22 protein-coding genes are annotated in these 21,644 nt (G+C 62.4%); 15 read left to right on the top strand and 7 right to left on the bottom strand.

The features are described 5' to 3' along the window. The first annotated feature begins 49 nt into the window (after window positions 1-49). Window positions 50-751: a ThuA domain-containing protein gene (locus QRN42_RS14980; protein WP_284979946.1), complete on the top strand. Its 702-nt coding sequence runs from the start codon at window positions 50-52 to the stop codon at window positions 749-751. After that, complete coding sequence (locus QRN42_RS14975; RefSeq protein ID WP_284979945.1) at window positions 736-1,857, top strand: Gfo/Idh/MocA family protein; 1,122 nt, start codon at window positions 736-738, stop codon at window positions 1,855-1,857. The genes QRN42_RS14980 and QRN42_RS14975 overlap by 16 nt, the downstream gene beginning before the upstream one ends. A gap of 78 nt (window positions 1,858-1,935) precedes the next feature. Here the strand turns inward: QRN42_RS14975 and QRN42_RS14970 are convergent, their stop codons facing one another. The 7 genes from QRN42_RS14970 to QRN42_RS14940 are packed head-to-tail and all read right to left on the bottom strand — an operon-like array spanning window position 1,936 to window position 9,785. Beyond that, the gene (locus QRN42_RS14970) at window positions 1,936-2,802 is read right to left on the bottom strand and encodes an HpcH/HpaI aldolase/citrate lyase family protein (protein ID WP_284979944.1); all 867 of its coding nucleotides are present in this window, start codon (window positions 2,800-2,802) and stop codon (window positions 1,936-1,938) included. A 37-nt stretch (window positions 2,803-2,839) separates the two neighbouring features. After that, on the bottom strand, window positions 2,840-3,325 hold the full coding sequence (locus QRN42_RS14965; protein WP_284979943.1) for a MaoC family dehydratase: 486 nt from the start codon (window positions 3,323-3,325) through the stop codon (window positions 2,840-2,842). Further along, on the bottom strand, window positions 3,322-4,074 hold the full coding sequence (locus tag QRN42_RS14960; protein WP_284979942.1) for a CoA transferase subunit B: 753 nt from the start codon (window positions 4,072-4,074) through the stop codon (window positions 3,322-3,324). The genes QRN42_RS14965 and QRN42_RS14960 overlap by 4 nt, the downstream gene beginning before the upstream one ends. Then, on the bottom strand, window positions 4,071-4,820 hold the full coding sequence (locus tag QRN42_RS14955; RefSeq protein ID WP_284979941.1) for a CoA transferase subunit A: 750 nt from the start codon (window positions 4,818-4,820) through the stop codon (window positions 4,071-4,073). The genes QRN42_RS14960 and QRN42_RS14955 overlap by 4 nt, the downstream gene beginning before the upstream one ends. A gap of 20 nt (window positions 4,821-4,840) precedes the next feature. Next, window positions 4,841-6,004, bottom strand: a complete 1,164-nt coding sequence (locus QRN42_RS14950) for an acyl-CoA dehydrogenase family protein (protein WP_284979940.1) — start codon at window positions 6,002-6,004, stop codon at window positions 4,841-4,843. Further along, window positions 6,001-8,172 (bottom strand): acetyl/propionyl/methylcrotonyl-CoA carboxylase subunit alpha, encoded by a 2,172-nt coding sequence (locus tag QRN42_RS14945; RefSeq protein WP_284979939.1) that lies wholly within the window; start codon window positions 8,170-8,172, stop codon window positions 6,001-6,003. Before QRN42_RS14945 ends, QRN42_RS14950 begins: the two co-directional genes overlap by 4 nt. Window positions 8,173-8,174: 2 nt before the next feature. Further along, window positions 8,175-9,785, bottom strand: a complete 1,611-nt coding sequence (locus QRN42_RS14940) for a carboxyl transferase domain-containing protein (RefSeq protein ID WP_284979938.1) — start codon at window positions 9,783-9,785, stop codon at window positions 8,175-8,177. 423 nt (window positions 9,786-10,208) lie between these two features. On the opposite strand from QRN42_RS14940, the gene QRN42_RS14935 reads away from it, so the two are divergent. From QRN42_RS14935 to QRN42_RS14875, 13 genes are all read left to right on the top strand, one after another. Beyond that, a complete protein-coding gene (locus QRN42_RS14935) occupies window positions 10,209-10,355 on the top strand; it encodes a hypothetical protein (protein WP_284976555.1) in 147 nt (48 codons plus the stop codon). 51 nt (window positions 10,356-10,406) lie between these two features. Further along, window positions 10,407-10,583, top strand: a complete 177-nt coding sequence (locus QRN42_RS14930) for a hypothetical protein (RefSeq protein WP_284976554.1) — start codon at window positions 10,407-10,409, stop codon at window positions 10,581-10,583. A gap of 122 nt (window positions 10,584-10,705) precedes the next feature. Beyond that, window positions 10,706-10,897 (top strand): hypothetical protein, encoded by a 192-nt coding sequence (locus QRN42_RS14925; protein ID WP_284979937.1) that lies wholly within the window; start codon window positions 10,706-10,708, stop codon window positions 10,895-10,897. Then, the gene (locus tag QRN42_RS14920; RefSeq protein ID WP_350224887.1) at window positions 10,837-11,652 is read left to right on the top strand and encodes an ABC transporter ATP-binding protein; all 816 of its coding nucleotides are present in this window, start codon (window positions 10,837-10,839) and stop codon (window positions 11,650-11,652) included. Before QRN42_RS14925 ends, QRN42_RS14920 begins: the two co-directional genes overlap by 61 nt. Further along, window positions 11,649-12,389: a hypothetical protein gene (locus tag QRN42_RS14915; RefSeq protein ID WP_284979933.1), complete on the top strand. Its 741-nt coding sequence runs from the start codon at window positions 11,649-11,651 to the stop codon at window positions 12,387-12,389. Before QRN42_RS14920 ends, QRN42_RS14915 begins: the two co-directional genes overlap by 4 nt. Further along, complete coding sequence (mpaP, locus tag QRN42_RS14910; RefSeq protein ID WP_284979932.1) at window positions 12,386-13,999, top strand: daptide biosynthesis intramembrane metalloprotease; 1,614 nt, start codon at window positions 12,386-12,388, stop codon at window positions 13,997-13,999. Before QRN42_RS14915 ends, mpaP begins: the two co-directional genes overlap by 4 nt. Further along, entirely contained in the window at window positions 13,996-15,063 is a 1,068-nt protein-coding gene (locus tag QRN42_RS14905) for a glycosyltransferase family 2 protein (protein ID WP_284979931.1), read from the top strand. The genes mpaP and QRN42_RS14905 overlap by 4 nt, the downstream gene beginning before the upstream one ends. 35 nt (window positions 15,064-15,098) lie before the next feature. Beyond that, window positions 15,099-16,193: a hypothetical protein gene (locus tag QRN42_RS14900; RefSeq protein WP_284979930.1), complete on the top strand. Its 1,095-nt coding sequence runs from the start codon at window positions 15,099-15,101 to the stop codon at window positions 16,191-16,193. Further along, entirely contained in the window at window positions 16,190-16,966 is a 777-nt protein-coding gene (locus QRN42_RS14895) for a class I SAM-dependent methyltransferase (RefSeq protein ID WP_284979929.1), read from the top strand. The genes QRN42_RS14900 and QRN42_RS14895 overlap by 4 nt, the downstream gene beginning before the upstream one ends. Continuing rightward, window positions 16,953-18,200 (top strand): aminotransferase class III-fold pyridoxal phosphate-dependent enzyme, encoded by a 1,248-nt coding sequence (locus QRN42_RS14890; RefSeq protein WP_284979928.1) that lies wholly within the window; start codon window positions 16,953-16,955, stop codon window positions 18,198-18,200. The genes QRN42_RS14895 and QRN42_RS14890 overlap by 14 nt, the downstream gene beginning before the upstream one ends. Further along, window positions 18,197-19,510 (top strand): iron-containing alcohol dehydrogenase, encoded by a 1,314-nt coding sequence (locus tag QRN42_RS14885; protein ID WP_284979927.1) that lies wholly within the window; start codon window positions 18,197-18,199, stop codon window positions 19,508-19,510. Before QRN42_RS14890 ends, QRN42_RS14885 begins: the two co-directional genes overlap by 4 nt. Next, window positions 19,500-20,750, top strand: coding sequence for a YcaO-like family protein (locus tag QRN42_RS14880; protein ID WP_284979925.1), 1,251 nt, complete (start codon window positions 19,500-19,502; stop codon window positions 20,748-20,750). The genes QRN42_RS14885 and QRN42_RS14880 overlap by 11 nt, the downstream gene beginning before the upstream one ends. Before the next feature lie 163 nt (window positions 20,751-20,913). Then, a complete protein-coding gene (locus QRN42_RS14875; RefSeq protein ID WP_284979924.1) occupies window positions 20,914-21,588 on the top strand; it encodes an SACE_7040 family transcriptional regulator in 675 nt (224 codons plus the stop codon). Window positions 21,589-21,644 lie beyond the last annotated feature (56 nt).

Below are 21,644 nucleotides of genomic sequence, written 5' to 3'. Positions count from 1 at the left end.
GCGCACATAGCCCTGACTCACACTGAGACGCCCCGAAACGAAGGAAGCAATGACAAGCAACAGCAAGACAGCACTGGTGGTTCGCGGCGGCTGGGACGGACACCAGCCGGTGGAAGCCACCGAACTGTTCCTCCCCTACCTGCGTGAGAACGGTTACGAGGTTCGTGTGGAAGAGTCGCCCAAGATCTACGCCGACGCCGACTACATGGCCGGCGTGGACCTCATTGTGCAGTGCATGACGATGTCCACTATCGAAAAGGACGAGTTCGAGGGGCTCCGCACCGCCGTCGAAAACGGCACGGGCCTTGCAGGCTGGCACGGCGGCATCGCCGATTCCTACCGCAACAACTCGGACTACCTCCACTTGATCGGCGGCCAATTCGCCTGCCACCCGGGCAAGCACCCTGACGAGCTGACGGGTGAGCAGTCGGACAACTACGTTCCGTACACCGTGAATATGCTGCCCGCGGCCGCCGAACACCCCATCACCCGGGGAATAGGCGACTTCGATCTCGTCACCGAGCAGTACTGGGTGTTATCAGACGACTACATCGACGTTCTGGCCACCACCACCCAAAAGGTCCGTGAATGGGACCCATGGAACCGCGAAGTCACCTCACCGGCCATCTGGACCCGGCAATGGGGCAAAGGCAGGATCTTCGTCTCCACTCCCGGACATCGCGTGGAAATCCTCCAGGACCAGAACGTACGCACCATCATCGAAAGGGGAATGCTATGGGCAACGCGCTAAAGGCAAACCAGCCCGTGAACGTGGGCATCATCGGTTGCGGGGCCATCATCGCCCAGTACCTCACCAACTTCCGCCGCCTGGATTCCATCAATTTGGTGGCTGTGGCGGATTTGGACCCGGCCCGTGCCAAGGCAGTTGCGGATTCCTACGACGGCGTTCGCGCGCTTTCTGTGGATGATCTCCTTGCAGCGGACGATGTGGACCTCGTCCTGAACCTCACCATCCCCGCCGCGCATGCCGACGTCGCCCTCAAGGCCATCACCGCCGGCAAGTCCGTCTACGGTGAGAAGCCATTGGCAGCCACCACGGCGGAAGCCAGGGAGGTACTCGACGCAGCTGCGGCGGCCGGAGTGGTGGTTGGTTGCGCTCCTGACACTGTTCTGGGTACCGGCATCCAGACGGCCCGCAAGGCGATCGACGACGGCCTGATCGGGGCACCGGTTTCGGCCACCGCCACCATGGCGACTCCGGGACACGAACGCTGGCATCCGAACCCCGATTTCTATTACCAGCCCGGCGGCGGGCCACTCTTGGACATGGGCCCGTATTACGTCTCGGCACTCGTCACACTGCTGGGACCGGTGGTGTCGGTGATCGGCGCAGCAAGCCACACCCGTAACGAGCGGACCATCGGCTCGGGTCCGCGGGAGGGCCAGAAAGTCCCCGTTGACATCGATTCCCACGTCACGGGCGTCCTGGTCCATCAATCGGGGGCACTGTCCACCCTGTTCATGAGCTTCGACGCCGTCAAGACCAAGAGCCCCAATATCGAGGTCCACGGCGAGACCGGTTCGCTGGTGGTCCCGGATCCAAACTATTTCGACGGCGAAGTTCAGCTGTTCGCCCTCGGTGCCGAGGACTGGGAGACACTCCCCGTCTCCGCGGGCTACGTGGATTCGGGACGAGGTTTCGGCATTGCCGACCTTGCGGCCACCCCTCCCGGCGAAGAACCTCGTGCCGGTGGCCAGCTGGCGTTTCACGCCCTTGAGGTCATGGAGTCCGTCTTGGAATCGGCGCGAACAGGCCAAGCCGTAACCATCCAGAGCACAGCGCCGCGGCCCGCAGCCGTTGAACTGACGGAACTCCCGACGACGGTACGCGCCTAGCCCTTCGCGTCCCCGCCGAGGTGCCAGTTATTGTCATTGTTCCGGCACTAAATGGCATCTCGGCGGCGCGAGCGGGCCTTAGGGTGACAGTTGCCCGGCCCGGAGAAGTACCGATTGGGCGTGCTTGAGGATGGGACCATCGATCATCTGGCCCTTGAATTGGAACACGCCAGTACCGGCTGCGGATGCTGCCGCCAGTAACTCGGTTGCGTGAGCCACTGCCTCCGGAGCCGGGGCGTAAGCTTCCCGCACCACCGCTACTTGCTTCGGATGGATGCACGCCTTCGCGCCGAAGCCACTGGCAACGGCATCCCGGGACTCCTCGGCCAGACCTTCTAGGTCCGGGATGTTCACATACACGGAGTCGATAGCTTCCTTGCCTGCGGCCTTGGCGGCGAGCAGCACAGCGGAGCGTGAATTCAGGGCCACAGCCCGGTACCCGCCGTCGTCGTTCCTGCTGGAGAGGCCACCCAGGGAAGCGAGCAGGTCCTCCGCCCCCCACATCAGTCCAACCACGTTGGGTTCGGCCGCAATAGCCGGAGCGTTCACAACCCCGGCCGCCGTCTCACAAAGAGCTATCACCTGGTACTCCGCCAAAGCACGGAGCTGCTCCGCACCCTCGGCCTTGGCCAACATAACGGTCCGGTAAGGAGTCTTGGCCAGCAATTCGAGATCCTGTGCGAACTCGGGCGTCCCCACTGGATTGACGCGGACTATGGTCCTGCCTGGTTCCAAACCACCGTCGCCGACTTGCTCGAGGATCGCTTGCCGGGCAGCGGATTTATCGCCCGGAGCGACTGCGTCCTCAAGGTCCAGAATCACGGCATCGGCACGGTCGGCCGCCTTCCCGAATCGCTCTGGCCGGTCCGCTGGGCAAAACAAGAGGGCCGGGCCCATAGTGAAAGGCAAGGCTGCCGCCGGGGACGTCGAGTCGGGAGAAAGCATGGGTTTCCTAGCTGCTGGAGTGTCAGGGAAAAAAAGTTCAGGATTGGGCTGCGTGCGCTTCCTTGGTCCACATGAGGCAGGTGCGCTTGGCCAAGGCAACAACGGTCCCATCCTGGTTGCGACCGGTGTGCTCCATGGTCACCACACCTTGGCCCGGCCGGGACGATGACAACCGTTTCCCGGTAATCACCGTCTCCGTGTACAGGGTATCCCCGTGGAACAGCGGGTGCGGAAAGCTGACGTCGGTTAGGCCCAACTGCGCAATGATCGTCCCTTGCGTCAGCTGGGTGACCGACTGGCCCACCATGGTGGACAGCGTGAACATGGAATTCATGAGCCGTTGCCCGAACGGTTGCGACGAGCTCCAAGCAGCGTCCAAATGTAGTGCTTGTGTGTTCATGGTCAAGGTGGTGAAAAGGACATTGTCCGTTTCCGTGACCGTACGCCCGGGCTTATGAGCGTAGATCACGCCCTCCTCAAGCTCATCGAAGTACAACCCGCGCTGCTCGACAACGCGGGTCATACCGTGAGCTCCTGGTCTTCTTCGAACAACTCGGCACCGGTGGCAGCCACGACGTCGTCGAGGGTCACGTTTGGGGCCAACTCGCGGAGGACCAGCCTCGGGTTGCCGGCATCCTTCACGACGTCGATCACCGCAAGGTCCGTGATGATTCTGTCCACGCACCCCTTTCCCGTCAGCGGCAAGGTACAGTCCTGCACGATTTTCGGTCTGCCGTTTCGGTCCACGTGGTCCATCATGACGATGACCTTCTTGGCCCCGAACACCAGATCCATGGCCCCGCCCATGCCTTTGACCATCTTTCCGGGGATCATCCAGTTGGCAAGGTCCCCGTTGGCGGCAACCTCCATGGCTCCCAGCACGGCAACATCGACATGGCCGCCGCGAATCATGCCGAAGGACGTGGCGGAGTCGAAGAACGCAGCTCCCGCGTTCGTGGTCACGGTTTCCTTCCCCGCGTTGATCAGGTCCGGTTCCACTTTGTCCTCGGCCGGGTAGGGTCCCACCCCGAGGATGCCGTTCTCCGAGTGAAGAATGACCTCCACACCGTCCGGGATGTAATTGGGAATCAAGGTGGGCATTCCGATTCCAAGGTTCACGTACTGCCCGTTGGTCAGTTCCTGCGCAACGCGGGCGGCCAGTTCGTTCCGGGTCCAGCCCTTGGTTTCGTGCTGTTCGACGTCGGCACGCCGGTACTCGTGCCGGACGGCTTCGGGGCGGGGCGGAATGTCTTGGTAGCTGTGGTCGTTCACAGTGCCACCGTCCTCTTCTCGATCCGCTTCTCCGTGGCCGGAGCAACCACTACCCGCTGGACGAAGATACCGGGCGTGTGGATTTGGCCGGGATCCAACTCCCCCGGCTCCACCAGTTCCTCCACCTCAGCGATGGTGGTGGTAGCGGCCATGGCGCAGAGCGGGTTGAAGTTCATGGCTGCCGCATGGAACACAAGGTTGCCGTGCCGATCCCCCTTCCAGGCATGGACCAGCCCAAAATCCGGGGTCAAGGATTCCTCCAAGACGTAGTCTGCCTCATTGAATGACCGCACCTCCTTCGGTGCGGAGGCAATGGCGACATTCCCGTCGGCGTCGTACTTTTGCGGTAGGCCGCCTTCGGACACCTGGGTTCCCACACCGGCCTTTGTGTAGAACGCGGGGATGCCCGCGCCGCCAGCGCGGAGCTTCTCAGCCAACGTTCCCTGCGGGGTCAGGACCACCTCCAACTCCCCCGCCAAGTACTGCCGGGCGAATTCCTTGTTCTCGCCAACATACGAGCTGATGGTGCGGCGGATGCGACCGTCTTTGAGGAGGATCCCCAGCCCCCAGTCGTCCACACCGCAGTTGTTGCTGACAGTTTCGAGATCCGTGGTGCCCTGCTGGTGGAGAGCATCGATGAGTGAGACCGGAATACCACACAAGCCGAAACCCCCGACGGCGAGTGACGCGCCATCGGTGATGTCCCGCACCGCCTCGGCGGCACTGGCAACAACCTTGTCAATCATCCGTGATCCTTCCCCTACGGTTACAGACCCAACTCGCGGGCGATCAGCATCAACTGGACCTCGGTGGTGCCTTCCCCGATCTCAAGGATCTTCGAATCGCGGTAGTGCCGGGCAACCGTGAACTCGTTGATGAAGCCATAGCCACCGAACACTTGGGTAGCGTCCCGTGCGTTGTCCATGGCCGCCTCGCCTGCGACCATCTTAGCGATGGCCGCCTCGGTCTTGAACGGCTTACCTGCCAACATTCTGGCCGCCGCATCGTAGTAGGCCAGGCGGGCTGTGTGCGCCCTGGCCTGCATGCGGGCGATCTTGAACTGGATGGCTTGGTACTTGCCGATGTTCTGTCCGAACGCGCTGCGTTCCTTGGCATACTTCACGGACAAGTCCACGCAGCCTTGGGCTGCGCCAGTAGCCAAAGCAGCAATGGCAATCCGGCCCTCGTCCAGGATGGAGAGGAAGTTTGCGTAACCGCGGCCGCGCTGGCCTAGGAGGTTCGCTTCTGGAACCCGGACGTTGTCCAAGGTCAGGGGGTGGGTGTCCGAGGCATTCCAGCCCACCTTGTTATAGGGCTTTTCGGCCCGGAATCCCGGCGTCTCGGTGGGTACGAGGATGGTGGAAATTTCCTTCTTGATGCTACCGTCGGCGCGCTCCTGCTGCCCGGTGACGGCTGTTACGGTCACCAACGTGGTGATGTCAGTGCCGGAGTTGGTGATGAACTCCTTGTTTCCGTTGATGACCCACTCGCTGTTTTCGAGCCGGGCCTGGGTTTTGGTGCCCCCGGCGTCAGAACCCGCTTCGCGCTCCGTGAGGCCGAACCCGGCCAAGGACCGTGCCGATGCCAGCTCCGGCAGCCAGCGTTCCTTTTGTTCCTGGGTACCGAAACGGTACACAGGCATGGCCCCCAGTGATACCCCGGCTTCAAGGGTGATGGCGACTGACTGGTCCACCCGGCCCAACTGCTCCAGGGCCAGCGCGAGGGCGAAGTAATCGCCACCCATGCCACCGAATTCTTCGGGGAAGGGCAGCCCGAACAGGCCCATCTCGCCCATCTGTTTGACCACTTCGTAGGGGAAGCTGTGCTCTTCGTCGTGTTTGGTGGACACGGGGGCAACTACTTCGTCTGCGAATTCACGGACGGAGTCACTCAGGTCTTGGTATTCCTCGGACAACTCAAAAGAGCTCATGGCTGGACTTCCTTATTCTCAGCAGAAACGGGTTGATGAATCGTGGCGAGCACTTGATCGGCTTTGACCAGGTCCCCGCGTTTGCTGGTCAGGTGAACCGTTCCGGCCACCGATGCCACCAGTTGGTGCTCCATCTTCATGGCTTCTACGGCGAGGAGCACTTGGCCTTCGGTGACGGAATCACCGTCCGCCACGGACACGGACACCACGGTTCCGGGCATCGGCGAGCGCACCTCGGGATCGGCAGCACCTTCTTCACGTTCAATGCCAGCAAGCATCCGCCGTAAACGCTCGGCCCGGTTGAGGACCTCGAACCGGCAGGACCAGCCGTCGCTGCCCAGGAAAATCTCTTCCACTTCACCAGTCACACGGTGTTTGGTACCCACGGCATAGGCAGCCGCACCGCCGTCGAACTCCAGCCGGATACCATCGCCTGTGCGCTCTGCGATCGAGACCCGGTACCGGGGTTCGATCGGTGCCGAGAGGCTGCCGGTCAGGGCATTGGCCACGGTCGCTATCAGGCTGCCGTGCGCCTCGGTGATGGACACAGTGGCTGCATCGCCACCGGGCAAGCCCAGGGTCACCCTCCATGCCCCGGCGCCACCCAGCCGCCATGAGTCCGGTGGTGCCCACGCGTTGCCGGCCTTCGTTGTTCCGCTGCGTTCCAACCACAGCGTGACTGCGGCGGCAATGAGCTCGTGAGTGCCCGCGTGCCGGAACTTCATCGCCGTCAGTTTGCGCTCGATCAAGCCGGTATCGAGTTCTCCGGCGCGGACTTGCGGATCGTTGATCAACAACCGGAGATATTCGACGTTGGTGTCAATGCCCAGCAGCGTATACCTGCCCAGAGCATCGTCCAGCGTGTCCAACGCTGCGGCGCGGTCCGCACCCCAAGCAATGACCTTCGCGAGCATCGGGTCATAGTCGCCGGTGATGTCCAGGTCCTCCCGCATGGCGGAGTCGATGCGGACATTTCCATGGGACGCTTGGGCGCCGGACACCCCTGGATCCGGGGCACCGTGTTCGGCGAGCGCCACGATTCGCCCCATGGACGGCATGAAGTTCCGCTCGGGCACCTCAGCGTAAACCCGTGCCTCCACAGCGTGGCCCTTAAGTTCGACGTCGGACTGCGCCACGGTGAGCACCTCGCCGGCGGCGATCCGCACCTGCCACTCAACGAGGTCGACGCCGGTCACCATCTCCGTGACGGGGTGCTCCACCTGAAGGCGGGTATTCATCTCCATGAAAAAGAACTCGTCGGGGTGCTCATCCGAAACCAGGAATTCCACGGTCCCAGCGCCCGTGTAGTTGACCGAACGGGCGGCGTTGCAGGCGGCCTCCCCCATGCGGGCCCGCTGTGCCCGGCCGTCGGTCAGTGACTCGAACAACGCAGATGGGGCCTCCTCAATAACCTTTTGGTGCCGGCGCTGCAAGGAACACTCGCGCTCGCCAAGGTGGATAACGTTGCCGTGCTTATCTGCCAGGACCTGCACCTCGATGTGCCGCGGCGCTGGGATCAGCCGCTCCAGGAAAAGGGTGTCATCGCCGAATGCTGAGGCCGCAACGCGCCGCGCGGTGCTCAGTGTACTGGCCATGTCCTCAGCCCGCTCAACCACATGCATGCCCTTGCCGCCGCCACCCGCAGACGGCTTGATCAGCAGGGGAAAGCCGACTTCCGGAGCGGCCTCGATCAACTGCTGGTCCGTCAGTCCGGGCTTTGAAATTCCGGGGGTGCACGGCACGCCGTGGGCCATCACGTGGTTCTTGGAGCGGATCTTGTCCCCCATCACCTCAATGGCGCCAATCCCCGGCCCGATGAACGTGATGCCGGCAGCGTCCAGCGCCTTGGCGAACTCCACGTTCTCGGACAGGAACCCGTAGCCGGGGTGGACGGCTTCGGCCCCGCTTCGCCGACAAGCATCAACAATGGCGTCGATTCTCAAGTAGCTCTCGGCCGGAGTGGTTCCGCCGATGGCAACGGCGGTGTCAGCCAGTGCCACGTGTTTGGCATCTTTATCCACGTCCGAGTACACAGCCACGGAGCGGATACCCATGGCTTTCAGCGTGCGGATGACGCGGCAGGCGATTTCACCGCGGTTGGCGACAAGGACCGCAGTGAAGGCGGTCTTCACAATTGGTGGCACTGTTGTGGTTGGTGACAGCGTCATGATCACATCCTGAAGAGGCCGAAGGAGGTCTCGGGCAATGGTTGGCGGGAGACGACGTCCAGAGCCATTCCGAGGACGCGGCGGGTGTCCGCTGGGTCGATGATGCCGTCGTCCCAGAGCCGGGCCGTGGAGTAGTAAGGGCTTCCCTGATCCTCATACTGCTGCTTGATGGGGGCCTTGAAGGCTTCTTCGTCCTCCGCGGACCATTCCTGGCCGGCGGCCTCGTACTGGTCGCGCTTCACCGTGGCGAGGACACTGGAGGCTTGGTTTCCGCCCATCACGGAAATACGGGCAGCAGGCCACATCCACAAGAACCGTGGCGAGTAAGCGCGGCCGCACATCGAGTAATTGCCTGCACCGAACGAGCCGCCAATCACCACCGTCAATTTCGGCACCCGCGCCGTGGCCACGGCGGTGACCATTTTGGCCCCATTCTTCGCGATGCCGCCTTGCTCGTAGTCCTTGCCAACCATGAAGCCGGACAGGTTCTGCAAGAAGATCAAGGGAATGCCGCGCTGGTCGCAAAGTTCGATGAAGTGGGCGCCTTTGAGGGACGACTCGCTGAAGAGAACGCCGTTGTTGGCCACTATGCCCACGGGGTGCCCATGCAGGTGCGCGAATCCGGTCACCAGCGTGGTGCCGTAGTTCTTCTTGAACTCGTGGAACTCCGAGCCGTCAACAATCCTCGCGATGACTTCGCGGACGTCATATTGGGCGTTGACATCCGTAGGAACCACGCCATAGATCCCTGCGGGATCGACGACGGGCGGCAGGACGACGTCGAGCACATCCCAGGCCGGCTGCGCCGGCTTCGGCAAGGTAGCCACGATGTCCCGGACGATTTCCAAGGCGTGCTGGTCATTCTCGGCCAAGTGGTCGGTGACTCCCGAGATACGGGAGTGCACATCCCCGCCACCGAGTTCTTCGGCCGTGACTATCTCACCGATGGCTGCTTTCACCAGGGGCGGACCGCCCAGGAAGATCGTGCCCTGGTTCCGGACGATCACGGTCTCGTCGCTCATGGCGGGCACATAAGCACCACCGGCCGTGCAGGAGCCCATGACTGACGCGATTTGGGGAATCTTGGCCGCCGACATCCGTGCCTGATTGAAGAAGATCCGGCCGAAGTGCTCTTTGTCGGGAAAAACCTCGTCCTGCTTGGGCAGGAAGGCTCCCCCGGAATCCACGAGGTAGATACAGGGAAGCTTATTCTCCATGGCGATTTCCTGGGCCCGGAGGTGCTTCTTGACCGTCATGGGATAGTACGTGCCGCCCTTGACGGTGGCGTCATTTGAGATGACCAGGACATGCCGGCCGTGAACCAGGCCGATTCCTGCGATGACCCCGGCTCCCGGCGAATCGTCGTTGTACATGCCGTTTGCCGCAAGCGGTGCAATCTCCAGGAATGGGCTGCCCTCATCCAGCAGGTAATCGATCCGTTCGCGCGGAAGGAGTTTTCCACGGGCAACATGCCGCTCCCGCGACTTGGCCGGGCCGCCGAGAGCCGCCGTCGCCAAACGCTCTTTCAGCTCCCTCACCAGGTTCAGTTGCCCTTCCCGGTTAGTTTCGAACGTACCGCTGGCCGCCCCTGCAAAGCTGGAAATCGTCTCCATTGACCCCTGTCCCATTCCGGTCCCGGACCGTGCTCCAAGTAGCACCCCAGTGGGATTTAGGTTAGTGGCTATTAACTGAAATGTCCAGCGTCTTGTGATGCCCGGCACAGCGGCCTGAAGGTCACCGTGTCGCCCTTTGACGATTTCGCTGAGAGCTAAAAATGGAGCGGACCAAGCGGCGTGAGGCCCACGGAATCGCCAGGCGATGGACAGCCCAAGGAGCTGAAAACCCCCGCGTTTTAGCCTCATAGCGCTGCTCGCCGCGGGACGGGCCGGGGACTGTCCCATGCTGCAGCAGCGAACGCAAGTCACACGAAACGGGCCATTATCGGGGGCAAGACTTGGCTCACCCCTGCTGTTAGATTCCATTTGTCCAATGAATGGATAAGTGCATTGTTCTATTTCTGGGGGGAGGTAAGAACCATGGAGAACCAACTGGCTCAGATTGAGCAGCTTGAAGAACTTGACGCACCCGGATGGGGTGAGTGGGTTGCCGGGATCGGCGTAGGCGCAGTTGTTGGCGGTGGCCTCATTTACGGCGGCATCGCCATCGGCGTCGCAATCACCTGATATTCAATGGCGAGTCCGGACTGTCCATATAAGGCCTTTGGGGAGGTGAAAATGGAAACCACTCTTGATGTAGACAACGAATTCATGACCCTCGTAGCCGGAATCGAACCACTGGAGTCGCTCGACGCGGCTTGGAACTGGGGAGAATTCTTTGGCGGAGTAGCGATCGGAGTTGGTGCTGCAGGCGTCGTCGCAGGCGGCATCGGCATCGGCGTAGCCATCACCTAGGAATGACCGTCCCTGTGGGGGCGGCCATTATGCTTCCGCCCCCACAGGCACACCCTGAAGACCAAGACCGCAATTCATCACGGTCCACTGACATCAAAGTGCAGAAAAGAGTGACGACTCGAATGACACAAGGTAAGGCTGCCATCCCCCTCATAGCCATACTTGGAGCCCTCGTGGCAACGCTGGGCGGATTGACCGCGATGCTTGCGGTCAACGGTACCCAGCCGATCCTCCTCGGAATTTCTTTGGCGGTATGCCTCATCCTGCTGATAGTGCTGGGCATTTTCATTGGACTGCTGCGGAAGCGGAGTTAGTGGCAATGACAACGCAACCGGTCGTTTCCGTGAAGGACCTGGAAAAAAGATACGGCCGGAAAACAGGAATCACAGGAATTACCCTCACCATTGGCCGGGGTGAATGCGTCGGTCTTCTGGGACCGAACGGGGCTGGAAAGTCAACCCTTTTGAAAACCCTGTGTGGATTGATCAAGCCCAGCGCAGGGCACGTCCGCATCTTGGGCCAGGATCCGTGTTCCGTCACGGAGCCCGGCAAGACAATGGGCTTTGTTTTCGATCCCGCCGGCCTCGCGCCGGATCTCACGGTCAGGGAGTGCCTCACCATCGAGGCGCTGGGCCAAAAACTGGACGGAACCGCCGTCGCCAACGCCACGGCGGACTTTGAGCTATCCGAATTCGCGGGCCGTCGCGTGCGGAAGCTGTCCACAGGCCAGCGGCAGAGAACAGCCCTGGCAGCTGCGATGATGGGCGACCCGGAGATCTTGGTCCTCGACGAGCCCATGAACGGTTTGGACATCGAATCGACGCGTTGGCTTCGCAGGAAGATCGAAGCGCGAACAGCCCAGAACAAGACGACCCTGATCTCCAGCCACAATCTCTCAGAAATACGGCGCCTGGCGGAGCGGGCTATCGTGGTTCGCCGCAGCCTGCGGTTCGACGGCGCCATTCCCGGCATGGATGACCCGGAACTGGAACGCTGGTATCTGTCGCTGGTCGGCGACGATCCCGACACCGCCGCCCGGGACACCGCAGGGGTGGCTGAGCGCTCATGATTCGTTCTGAAGTTTTCCGCATGTCCCGTGGTTGGTCGTTGCCTGTTCTGCTTCTCAGCGCATTCGCCATGAATGTCCTCGCGGCCTATGGCACCTCCACAGGCATGGACTCCGCAGGGCTGTCATTGCCGGGCGGCTCAGAGAAGGCCACTGCCTCGCTGGTGGGCCTCGGGTTCGGAGCGAGCCTGTTTTCCATGATTTTTGGAATCATCTGTGTCACGCGCGACTTCGGCAACTCCTCCATCGGACGGAGCGCCTTCCTCTCCGGCGGCCCCCTGCGCTTGCTGACCCTGCGTGCCTTCGCTTTGCTGCTTCCCGCCATCGCTTTCGCCATCGCAGGAACCCTATCCGTGGTAGCCGTAGCGATGATGAGCCTTTGGTCAAAGGGCGGACAATTCATCCTCGATACCGACGGTAGGACCACTCTTGCGGGAGTCTTTTTCACCATTGTCTTTGCGGCCTATCTTGGCCAGTTTGTCGCCTGGCAGGGCCGGAAGTCCCTGCCCGTGGTCGTCGCTTTGGTCGCATGGACCTTGGTCCTCGAGCCCAACCTCGTGAACCTTCTACCAGTGGTTGGCAAGTTCCTTCCCGGCGCCGCGGGCCAAGCCATGAGCCTTGATCCTTCGGCCACGTTCGACATGCTTCCGGTAGGTGCCGGCTACGCTACCTACCTGGGGTGGCTTGTGCTTCTTTTCACGGCAGCCGCGATCCGGCTCAAACGAACCGACCTCCTATGAACGGCCAGTACCCTTGGCTGAGCCAGATTCATCTCTCCGATGCCGATGAAGCGGGCCGAGTCCTGGTTAGTAGTGCTGCCGGCCCAGTCCTACGTTTGCCGGACACTTTGGGGCGCATCGTTGAGGAAGCGCAGCGGTCGTTACCGGACATTGACGTCCAAGTGATCGCGGATAGGCTCCGCGCCACCGCCTCAGCAGGGCGGGCCGGAACGGTCACGAAACCCGTGACCGGGGAAGAAGTGCAACTGTTGCTCGATACCTTGGGCAAGAATCCGGCTCTGGCACGGATAGACGCACCTTCAACCCGGCGCCTTCAATTCCGCAGACCCTTTTCCATCCAGCTGACCTTGTTGGACCCGTCAAGACTGCTGGGCCGCTTGCCCGGTATTGGACGAATAATCCGTAGCCGCGGCTTCTGGTGGAGCGTCGCCGCACTCAATGCCGTCGGAGTGGCCGCCGTTGCTGCGCTGCTCCTGGACTCGCAAAGTGCCCTGCACGACACCACCACTGTGGCGGGATACCTCTGCTTACTCCTGGCCCTGTATCTGGCTGTTTTTGTTCACGAGCTTTCCCATGCAGCGACCCTGGTTGCCTACGGGGGCACGTCTCGACGTGTGGGCTTCATGCTGTTCTATCTCGTTCCGGCGTTCTTTTGCGATGTCACCGAGGCCTGGAAACTGAAACCCGCCGAACGCGCCAAGGTTGCTCTCGCAGGTATTACCGCCCAAGGCAACCTGGCAGCCGTCGCCGGCATCGGCGCCTTCGTGCTGCCCCGCGACCTCGCCACCCTCGCTGCCACCTTCTGCGCGCTGTGCTTCCTCTACGGTGTGCTTAACCTGATTCCGTTCGTGAAGCTGGATGGCTACATCGCGCTGATCGGGTTTTTGGACAAGCCGAATCTTCGAGCCCGCTGCATGCACGAGTTCCGTGCGTGGACCCGGACGTTGGTTTTCCGCACAGGCCGGGAGCCTGGGCTGCCTTCCACTCCCCTCCGCCTTCTCTTCGGCCTCCTCTGCACTGTGTTCCCGCTCCTTATCCTGATCGGTGTTGTCGCTGCTGCCGGCAGCTACCTCTCTTCCCTTGGCAAGGCTGCCGCGTGGATTCAATTATTCCTGGCAGGCGCCTTGGCCATATGGCTGCTCATGCGGGGAATGGGACACGTGATCGAACTGCGCAAGTCCGGCATCCGCAAGGGCCCTGCCACCGCATATGCCCTCGCCCTCCTCGCTGCCGCCGTGGTTCTCGTGGTAGCAATTCCCTTCCCGAACAACGTCCGCGCCGGACTCTATACCGACGCCAACGGTCCAAAGCTTGTATTACTCGGCGGCTCCACCGGTTCTGCGGGCGGGACAGTGGACCTCTTTGGTCCCGGGCTCGTGACCGGCAGCAGAATCGGAAAAGCAACCGTAATCGGAGCGCCAGCCCCCTGCACGGTTCCGTTGGCCGCGACGGTGGCCGTGAAGGAGTCGGACCTGACCCGAGAAGCGCTCTGCGTTCGCCTTGACTATGCCGGCACGGCACCGCGGACCGGCACAGCCGTGTGGGAAGTTCCAGGTCAGACCATGGCCCAATGGGCGGGAAATATCGTGGGCAGGGTGATGGGACCATGAGCCATCCCCGGTTTACCGTCATTTGCCCCGCCTACAACCGCTCAACAGCGATCGCCCCAACCATGGAAAGCGTCCTGGGCCAAAGCAACGGCAACTTCGACCTTCTTGTTGGCTCTGATGGTTCCACAGACGATACGGACGACGTCGTTCACGGCTTCGCCCGAGCTGACCGGCGCGTGAAGCTGCTACGTTATCCGCACACGGGTGATCCGGGTCTGGTCCGGCGCCAATTGAGCCTCGGCATCCGCGATGGGTACGTGGCCTACATCGACCACGACGACCTGTGGCGGGGGGACCATCTCGCGGTCCTTGGCAAGGCACTCGACGGCGGTTCAGAGTTCGTGGCCAGTGGCGCTACCTACCAACGGGAGGACGGACAGTCCACCTTCCTTCGCGGCCGAAACCTCCTGTGGCATCCGGACATTGCCACCCTCGATCCCTACGCAGAGCCAAGCCGCGTGGCCCACCGTCCCGGGCTGTTGGAGCGGGCTGGAGGTTGGTGCCGCGCGGGAGCCGGTCTTGAGGACTGGGACCTCTGGTGGCGGATGACCTGCCAGGGAGCTGCCCTGCAGCCCGTCGATGAACCAACTGCGGTTGTTTCCATTTCCGGGTCGACCCGGCGGCATTCGCTGGACTACACGATGGTCACGGCGCTGGCCAGCACCTCCAGCGAGAACGCAGCCGTTTCATTGCTCGATGAGTGGCACCGGAACATTCCGGCTGATGAACTCACCCAAGACTTTCGTCGGTGGGCTTCGGAGATCGAGGACGACCCGCTAACCATGATGCCGCTCACCGTGGCTGGCTCCAGACCGGATGCAGAGTCGCACGTTACGCGTGGGATGTCCGGGTTCTCCGGTGGCACATCCGGAGCTCCGGGTGCGGCCTTCGCCTTGGGCGTGTTTCCGGGCGGCAAGGACGGCTGGCTGGTGGGCCTTGCGGCGCCAGTAGTCAGCGGCAGCCACCGCCGAGCCATTCGGGCGATTCTTAGCCACCGATTCCCTGGAGCTGTGGCCCACATGCGAACTGCGTTGGCGCGGAGACTTCAAGAAATTCAGACCTAAAGACATGGAAATGCACATATTCAGGAGGGGTAACCATGAGTGAAGATTTGACGCAGGAGGCCGCGTTTTCAGAACGGCTGCGTTTGTGGCTTGAAGGAACACGGCCTGCCCCGGGAGTCCATGATGCACTCGTGGTGGGGGCCGTTAGCGATGAGGCGATGACGTCGCTTCCCGGATCTGAAGAGTCCTTGGTGTTCGTCGAGGAATCCCACATCGAAGCCGTGCAGGCACTAACCCGCTCAAGGGTTGTTGGTTACAACGGTGAATTCTCGACGAACGGCGGAGAGATCGGAATCGGGACCAATTTCGTAGTCCAGCTTGAAGGCTATGCAACGGCCCCCTACGTTGCGATCTCTTGCCCGACGGCCTTCTCCATCGAAGAAGACGCTGACCGTGAGGCCGTGGCAGCAGATGCCTCGACGGCCTTCCAAACCGGGGTGTTTCCGCGGTTCCTGCTGACCCAGCTCGTCACAGTCGTGGACCAGGAATTCTGGCACAGCTGTGGCCAACTGGGCAATGATCCCGCGCGGCTGTTTGTCCCTGCGGTAGCGTCGCCGGTGCTCTCGGGACCGGCGGGGGGCGGCGTTGAAGTAAATGACGGCGCGTACACCACTCACTCCCCGGTTGCCGGTGAGGAGAACGCGAAAATGCTGAGGGAAAACAGCGGGATCGGGCGCTTTCTCGGGGCAGCAAAGGTGCTTAGAGCCGCACAAAGCCGGTTCCCGGCTGACGCCCGGATTTCGGGCTTCGGGTCCTCGTTGGTCGACGGCGACCCCGCAGCGGAACGGTCCCGCCTGGATAGCGTGTTCGTCATCGTTGCCGACGAACAGTATTTCGTGACGGAGCTACGCACGGGACGGCTGAACAAGGTTCCCAAGGACGTCGCCCAGGCCGTGGAAACTGTTCTTTCAGGTGTTGAGCTTGGTGCGGAACTGCAGGGCAGGCTCGGGCTGAAGCTTTCGGGCAAGGATCTTGCCCCCTCCGCGCAGATTGCCCGGAGCAAAGAGCTGCAAATGCTGTTCAGCCATCTGGGCATCGACGTTAGCCCCGGCATGGACGCCGTAGCGCCCCCTGCAGTTGCAGTTCCCGTGAATCCCGCGCTGACCATCGTTCCGGTCATCATCACATGAGCGGCGCCCAAGCAACCCTTTACACCGGGAGGGGCGCCGAGCTCTACCATGAGATCGTCCAATCGGACACCTCTGAACTGCGAGAGATCATCCACAGACTCAGGGGCAAGGACGCCCGTGTACTTGAACTGGCGGCAGGTTCCGGCCGGATAACGCTGGCTCTCCTGCCCTTCGTCCGATCCATCACGGCCGTGGACAACTCAGCGGAGCTCCTGCGCATACTCAGCGAGGAACTTGCACGGCCAAACCGCAAGAACATTGCGTCAAAAGCGAACGTCGTCCTGGCTGACATCCTGAGCTTGGAGCCGGGTGGCCACTTCGACTGCGTCGTCCTCGGGACCACTTCATTCTGTCTCTTCGACGCCGACCAGCGCCGCTCGCTCCTTGCCGACATCCGCCAATGGTTAAACCCAGGGGGCGAGCTCCTGCTCTCGTTGCGCATTCCCGATTTAGGCGGACAGAACAGCTACGTGCATGAAGTTTCGCCGAACCTGGCAATCGAGGAGAGGTTCGACGCCGTCCGCGGAACGTTCTCCTCGACGTTGATCGAACGATCAGATGACGGGCAGGCAATCGCGGAGTATTCGGTGACGACACATCTTTTGACCGAAAGCGATCTAAGGACTGAACTGCGCGAGGCGGGATTGGTCCTCAAGGACGCGGTCGACGTCGGGCCGCGGAACCGGGTCGGTGCGATCGGCGACTACAAACTTTTCAGGGCCCACTCTCCTGGGCCAGACGCGATGGGGGAAAGCACGGATGTCCAGCAGTGAATACTTCGAGTTTTACGTCCCGTCCAAGGATTGGGGCAATGCCGAAGCAACGGCTGCTCGGGGCAACACCATCACCTTTGCGGATGGGACAGAGGCTTTGTGCGGCATCAGTGGCCTCTGGAATGCAAGCTTGGGCTACGGCAACGTGGCGATAGCAGAAGCGATCAACGAAGCGAACCTCAATGCGGCCACCCTGCCGATCTTCCGCCGCGGCAGTGCCTACTCGCGCGAAGCTGCTACCCGCTTGCTGGAGTTCGTTCTTCCCCATGAGTACTCTTCGGTCTTCTACGCCACCTCCGGCAGCTCTGCGCTTGATGCCGTGGTCAAGCTCAGCCGCCAGTTCCACGACATCAACTCGAATCCCAAACGCCGCAGGATCGTCAGTTTCACCGCCAGCTACCACGGTGTGACCATGGGCGCGATGGCTGTCACGGGCTCCTATCTTTTCCAGGACGTCTACCAGGTGGATCAACGGCTGAACATCAAGATTCCCTACGATGACCTGGCGGCCCTGGACATCGTGATGAAGAGGTTTGGTCCGGAAATTGCCGCGGTGATCATGGAACCCGTTCTGGGTTCCGGCGCGCTACCGGTGCCACAAGACATCGTCGACGCCGTGTACGCCTACCGGGAATCCGAAGGGTTCCTCATTGTTGCCGATGAGGTCGCCACCGGCTTCCACCGGACGGGCCCACGATTTGCCAGCCATGACTGGATTCAGCCCGATGTCCTGGTCCTCAGCAAGGCCCTCACCAACGGAACATGTGCCGCGTCGGCGCTGCTCCTGGGTGACCGCGTTGTGGACGCGTTCGACCAAGCACAGCAGGTGTTCTGGCACGGAGAGACCCAAGCCGGGTCCCCGCAGTCCTGTGCCGCCATTGTGGCGACTTTGGATGAAATCGAACGCCTCGACATAGCTACCTCAGCAGCCCGCGTGGGCAGGAGGCTTGCGGCCTTTGTTTCCGGGCTGGAGAGCCTTTCACCGCGGGTCAAAGGGTTCGGCCGCGGATCATTCCGCGCTGTGCAGCTCTTCGACGATGCAGGAGAGCTCATCGGGACGGACAAAGTCTTCGAACTCGTCAGCGAGTGCCGACGGCGAGGCGCCGTCGTCCAGCCTTCTCCGGGGGCGGTGCAGTTCGTGCCGGCGCTGAACTATCCCGACGCGGAGTTGGACGTGCTGTTCGACCGGATCCAAAGTGTCGTAACGGACTACCTGGCCGGGCAATTCGCGTGATTTCCGCCCTGGTTCAAAGGCCGGCCACTCCCGCACAGATTGCCGGAGCGGGGTCGGCCGTCCGGCTGGCGCAGGCTTTTCGTTCCACCAGGACCGTACTGGTGGCTGACCCGGCTTTGAGCGACCGACTGGAAATCCTCGACCCGGGCGGCTTCCTGTGGGTCGAGGACGCTGGGTTGCCAGCCGGTATTGAGACGGCGTCAAAGCTCGCGCGGCGGTTGGACCAGTCCGGCGTGGAACGCCTTCTTGCGGTCGGCGGCGGCAACACCATGGACGTCGCAAAGCTCGCTGTAGCGATGGCGTCCGATCCATCCGTGGAGCCGTTCCTGCGGCGCATAGGCGACCGAAACGGCGTCGCAATCCTCCCCCGGCCGCTCGCGGGCCACATAGAGTTTGGCGTGATCCCGAGCACGTTTGGTACGGGTTCCGAGGTCAACGCCGGCGCCTGCTACGAATCGCCCCGCAGTGACGACGGCGACCCCTGGCCGGACAGGGCAAAGAACCTGGTCCTGCTGGAGGGCTTGAGCACGTCCATGGTCGCCTACGACCCCGGGTTCCTTGAGGCACCACCGTGGCTCGCGGCAGAGGGCCTGCTCGAACCGGCTGTCCGGCTCCTAACCTCAATGGTGGAAGGCGGGTCCGCGCTGGGTTACTCCGAGGCACAGGGGCGCTGGCTGCTCGGAGCCGCTGGTGCGAACCTCCGGGCCGGGACAGAGAGCGGTTTCCGATTGTCCAGCCAACAGCGTCTGGATGCGGCCCTGCTGAGTGCGGAGTCGCACGCTGGTTGGTCATTACGCGGCCGCGGCCCGGCGCCGTCATCGCTGTGGTTCTTGGCGAATGAGTTGTCCATGGCCCTGGGCATCCGCAAGAACCAAGCATCCATCCTCCTGCTGGGGCCGTGGCTCGCCGCCGTCGCCGGAGGTAACACCGTCTGGGGTGATGGGCAAAAGCTTGAGGAGCTCTGGCCCCTGGTTGCCAACGGCGTTGCACGTGCCGCGAGCGTCGCTCGGTTGGGGCCGGATCACGCCCTCGGCTCCGGAGGCAGGCTTTCCGAAGGAAAGCGTCCTGGAAGCGATGCTTCGGGAAAGGGGACTTCGGGCGGCGGCAGCCTCGTACCCGCAGACCTCGTTCCCCCAAGCCCTATTCAGTCAGACCTCGCCGATGCCTTGGCCAGGAACACCCTGCGCCGATTCGGCCGCGGCCGTCCCATGAAAAAGGAATTGGCACGTGAGCAACTGTCGGAGATGTTTGCAGCCGGTATCCGGGCCGCCGGCCTGACTGACTTAAGGATTGATCCTTATGGGAGTTGATTACCTCCAGACACTGAACCCTGCCCTCGGCTTGGCACGCAGTGTTCGGGTTCTGCCCCCGGACGGAACGAATAGCCTGCTGTGGACGGTCGCCGTCGATATCGGTCAGGAACGTCCGGACGAATCGAACGCCGGCATCGATATGAGTTGGGTGGGTGCGGCAGGCGTCAGGCGCGCCCCGACGTTCGCCCGGGCGACCGGCGAAGCGGTGGAGCGCCGAGCGCTCATCCCGCACCCTGGGCTGCCCAACGGTGCCGGACTTCCCATCGCGCCCCGCGGTGTGAGCTGGGCAGACATCTCAGCCCTACCCAACGTGGACGTTTATGCAGCAACAAGATACGACGGCGACGGCAGAGAAAGAGCGGTGGCTGTACCTGCGGCGGCGGTGGACTTCCCTCGTGCTGCAACGCCAGGGGCACAGGATCTTTTTGACCCGAGCCCTTCGGGGACCGCTGCGGGCATCAGCCGGGCAACCGCGGAACAGTCGGCTGCCAAGGAGATCATCGAACGCCACGCCGCAATGCGAGGGTGGGACCGGCCCGAAGCAGCACTGCGGTTCGAACTTGCCGATGCAGCGTTCGAACCCATTAGCGGAGCTCCCAGGCCGAGGAGCGCAGGCCCCGACGCCCGGGTGCTTGATGTGGCCAAAGCTGCTGCCTCCCAAGGCGTGGAACTGGAACTGGTCCTCCTCGACGAGTCCCACGGACACGCGGTGTGGATGGCCGTTGCCATCGACACAAAGCACGGGGTTGTGGGCGCGGGACTAGGGCTGGAACATGACCGGTTCCTCGGCGTGCTGCGTGCCGTTCAAGAGTCCCTGCAAATCAGGTCCTTGCTCATCAACTTAAAAGATTCCGAGGGCGAGAGGCCCATGGCGCCGCCGATCACCAGTGAGATGGCCCGGGCTCGCTACTGGGCAGCCGATGCCAGTATCACGGCAATCCGTACATGGCTGGATCGCATCCCCCGCGCAAGCCACTCCCTCGTCTCCGATGCGGAGGCTAGCGCCGCAGACGGACAGCAAGGAGCTTGGCCGGACATCTTGGCTGGATACACGCTGATCGATCTGACACCGCGGCTGCCACAAGCGATCAGGGAAATGGGTTGGTGTGCGGTGAAGATCTTCTGCGATACTCTCCAGCCCCTTCGGATGTCCGAGGCGTTGGAGTGGAACGTGCTTGGTGCGGCTGCCGCCGGGAACGGGCTACCAGGCAACCCGCTTCCGCACCCTTTCATTTAGCCCCTTTCATTTAGCTCCGTCTCCCGGCCGGGGTGGGAACTGGGCACCCCGGGTGCCACCGGCTAGGATCGTCCTCGGGCAGGAGCGGATGTGGATTCGCAGGGCCGGCGGGAACCTTGACGGTGTCCTGCCAGCCGGCCCGTGGTGGGCCAAGGAGGAGAAAGTGACTGGAGTGCCGGAAGCACGCACTGCGGGCATCCGCGCCACGGCAACCCAAAGGAGCCAGGCAAAGGAAGTCCGACGCCTGGCTTTGTTGTCCGCTGCGGCGGGTCTTTTTGCCGAAAACGGCTTTAGCCGGGTTTCGCTCGAAGATCTCGGAGCGGCAGCTGGAGTGAGTGGGCCGGCTGTGTACCGCCACTTTCCGGGCAAGCAGGCAGTCCTCGGCGAACTCCTCTTGAGCGTAAGCCGGGACCTGCTCGACGGCGGGCTCCGGGTTGCAGCTGAAACCTCCGACCCAAAAGATGCCCTGCGGGCCTTGGTTCAATTTCAAGTCGACTTCGCCCTGACCCACCCGGACGTCATTCGGGTTCAGGACCGCGATTTCGGAAGCCTGACCGACGCGGACCAAGCCGAGGTCAGGTCCCTGCAGCGCAGTTACGTGGAGACCTGGGTAGAGGTGCTGGCAAGGATCCACCCGGACTCGGACATTTCCGGGCTCCGGGTTCGTGCCCACGCCGCTTTTGGCCTCATCAATTCCACGCCGCACTCGGTCCGCCACCATGGGCGAAAGATCGCGGCCAAGACGGCACGGCCCATCCTGGAGCAGATGGCGTACTCGGCCCTCACCGCTGATGCCCTGATCGCTGATGAACAGGACGACGACGGCGAAGGGCGCTGACGCCGCCGGGGATCTCACCCGGCTGCACATCCTAGGACTCACAGGGCCAGCTACAG

This window comes from Arthrobacter sp. fls2-241-R2A-200, assembly GCF_030209745.1.
GTDB lineage: Bacteria > Actinomycetota > Actinomycetes > Actinomycetales > Micrococcaceae > Arthrobacter.
This window is presented reverse-complemented; position numbering and strand designations above follow the sequence as displayed.

Excerpts from the sequence above, each read along its gene's own strand:
- QRN42_RS14925 (WP_284979937.1), top strand. The coding sequence starts at position 10,706 with ATGACACAAGGTAAGGCTGCCATCCCCCTCATAGCCATACTTGGAGCC.
- QRN42_RS14935 (WP_284976555.1), top strand. The coding sequence starts at position 10,209 with ATGGAGAACCAACTGGCTCAGATTGAGCAGCTTGAAGAACTTGACGCA.
- QRN42_RS14975 (WP_284979945.1), top strand. The coding sequence starts at position 736 with ATGGGCAACGCGCTAAAGGCAAACCAGCCCGTGAACGTGGGCATCATC.
- QRN42_RS14900 (WP_284979930.1), top strand. The coding sequence starts at position 15,099 with ATGAGTGAAGATTTGACGCAGGAGGCCGCGTTTTCAGAACGGCTGCGT.
- QRN42_RS14955 (WP_284979941.1), bottom strand. The coding sequence starts at position 4,820 with ATGATTGACAAGGTTGTTGCCAGTGCCGCCGAGGCGGTGCGGGACATC.
- mpaP (WP_284979932.1), top strand. The coding sequence starts at position 12,386 with ATGAACGGCCAGTACCCTTGGCTGAGCCAGATTCATCTCTCCGATGCC.
- QRN42_RS14980 (WP_284979946.1), top strand. The coding sequence starts at position 50 with ATGACAAGCAACAGCAAGACAGCACTGGTGGTTCGCGGCGGCTGGGAC.
- QRN42_RS14890 (WP_284979928.1), top strand. The coding sequence starts at position 16,953 with ATGTCCAGCAGTGAATACTTCGAGTTTTACGTCCCGTCCAAGGATTGG.
- QRN42_RS14905 (WP_284979931.1), top strand. The coding sequence starts at position 13,996 with ATGAGCCATCCCCGGTTTACCGTCATTTGCCCCGCCTACAACCGCTCA.
- QRN42_RS14940 (WP_284979938.1), bottom strand. The coding sequence starts at position 9,785 with ATGGAGACGATTTCCAGCTTTGCAGGGGCGGCCAGCGGTACGTTCGAA.
- QRN42_RS14945 (WP_284979939.1), bottom strand. The coding sequence starts at position 8,172 with ATGACGCTGTCACCAACCACAACAGTGCCACCAATTGTGAAGACCGCC.
- QRN42_RS14880 (WP_284979925.1), top strand. The coding sequence starts at position 19,500 with ATGGGAGTTGATTACCTCCAGACACTGAACCCTGCCCTCGGCTTGGCA.
- QRN42_RS14950 (WP_284979940.1), bottom strand. The coding sequence starts at position 6,004 with ATGAGCTCTTTTGAGTTGTCCGAGGAATACCAAGACCTGAGTGACTCC.
- QRN42_RS14930 (WP_284976554.1), top strand. The coding sequence starts at position 10,407 with ATGGAAACCACTCTTGATGTAGACAACGAATTCATGACCCTCGTAGCC.
- QRN42_RS14965 (WP_284979943.1), bottom strand. The coding sequence starts at position 3,325 with ATGACCCGCGTTGTCGAGCAGCGCGGGTTGTACTTCGATGAGCTTGAG.
- QRN42_RS14895 (WP_284979929.1), top strand. The coding sequence starts at position 16,190 with ATGAGCGGCGCCCAAGCAACCCTTTACACCGGGAGGGGCGCCGAGCTC.
- QRN42_RS14920 (WP_350224887.1), top strand. The coding sequence starts at position 10,837 with ATGCCTCATCCTGCTGATAGTGCTGGGCATTTTCATTGGACTGCTGCG.
- QRN42_RS14915 (WP_284979933.1), top strand. The coding sequence starts at position 11,649 with ATGATTCGTTCTGAAGTTTTCCGCATGTCCCGTGGTTGGTCGTTGCCT.
- QRN42_RS14970 (WP_284979944.1), bottom strand. The coding sequence starts at position 2,802 with ATGCTTTCTCCCGACTCGACGTCCCCGGCGGCAGCCTTGCCTTTCACT.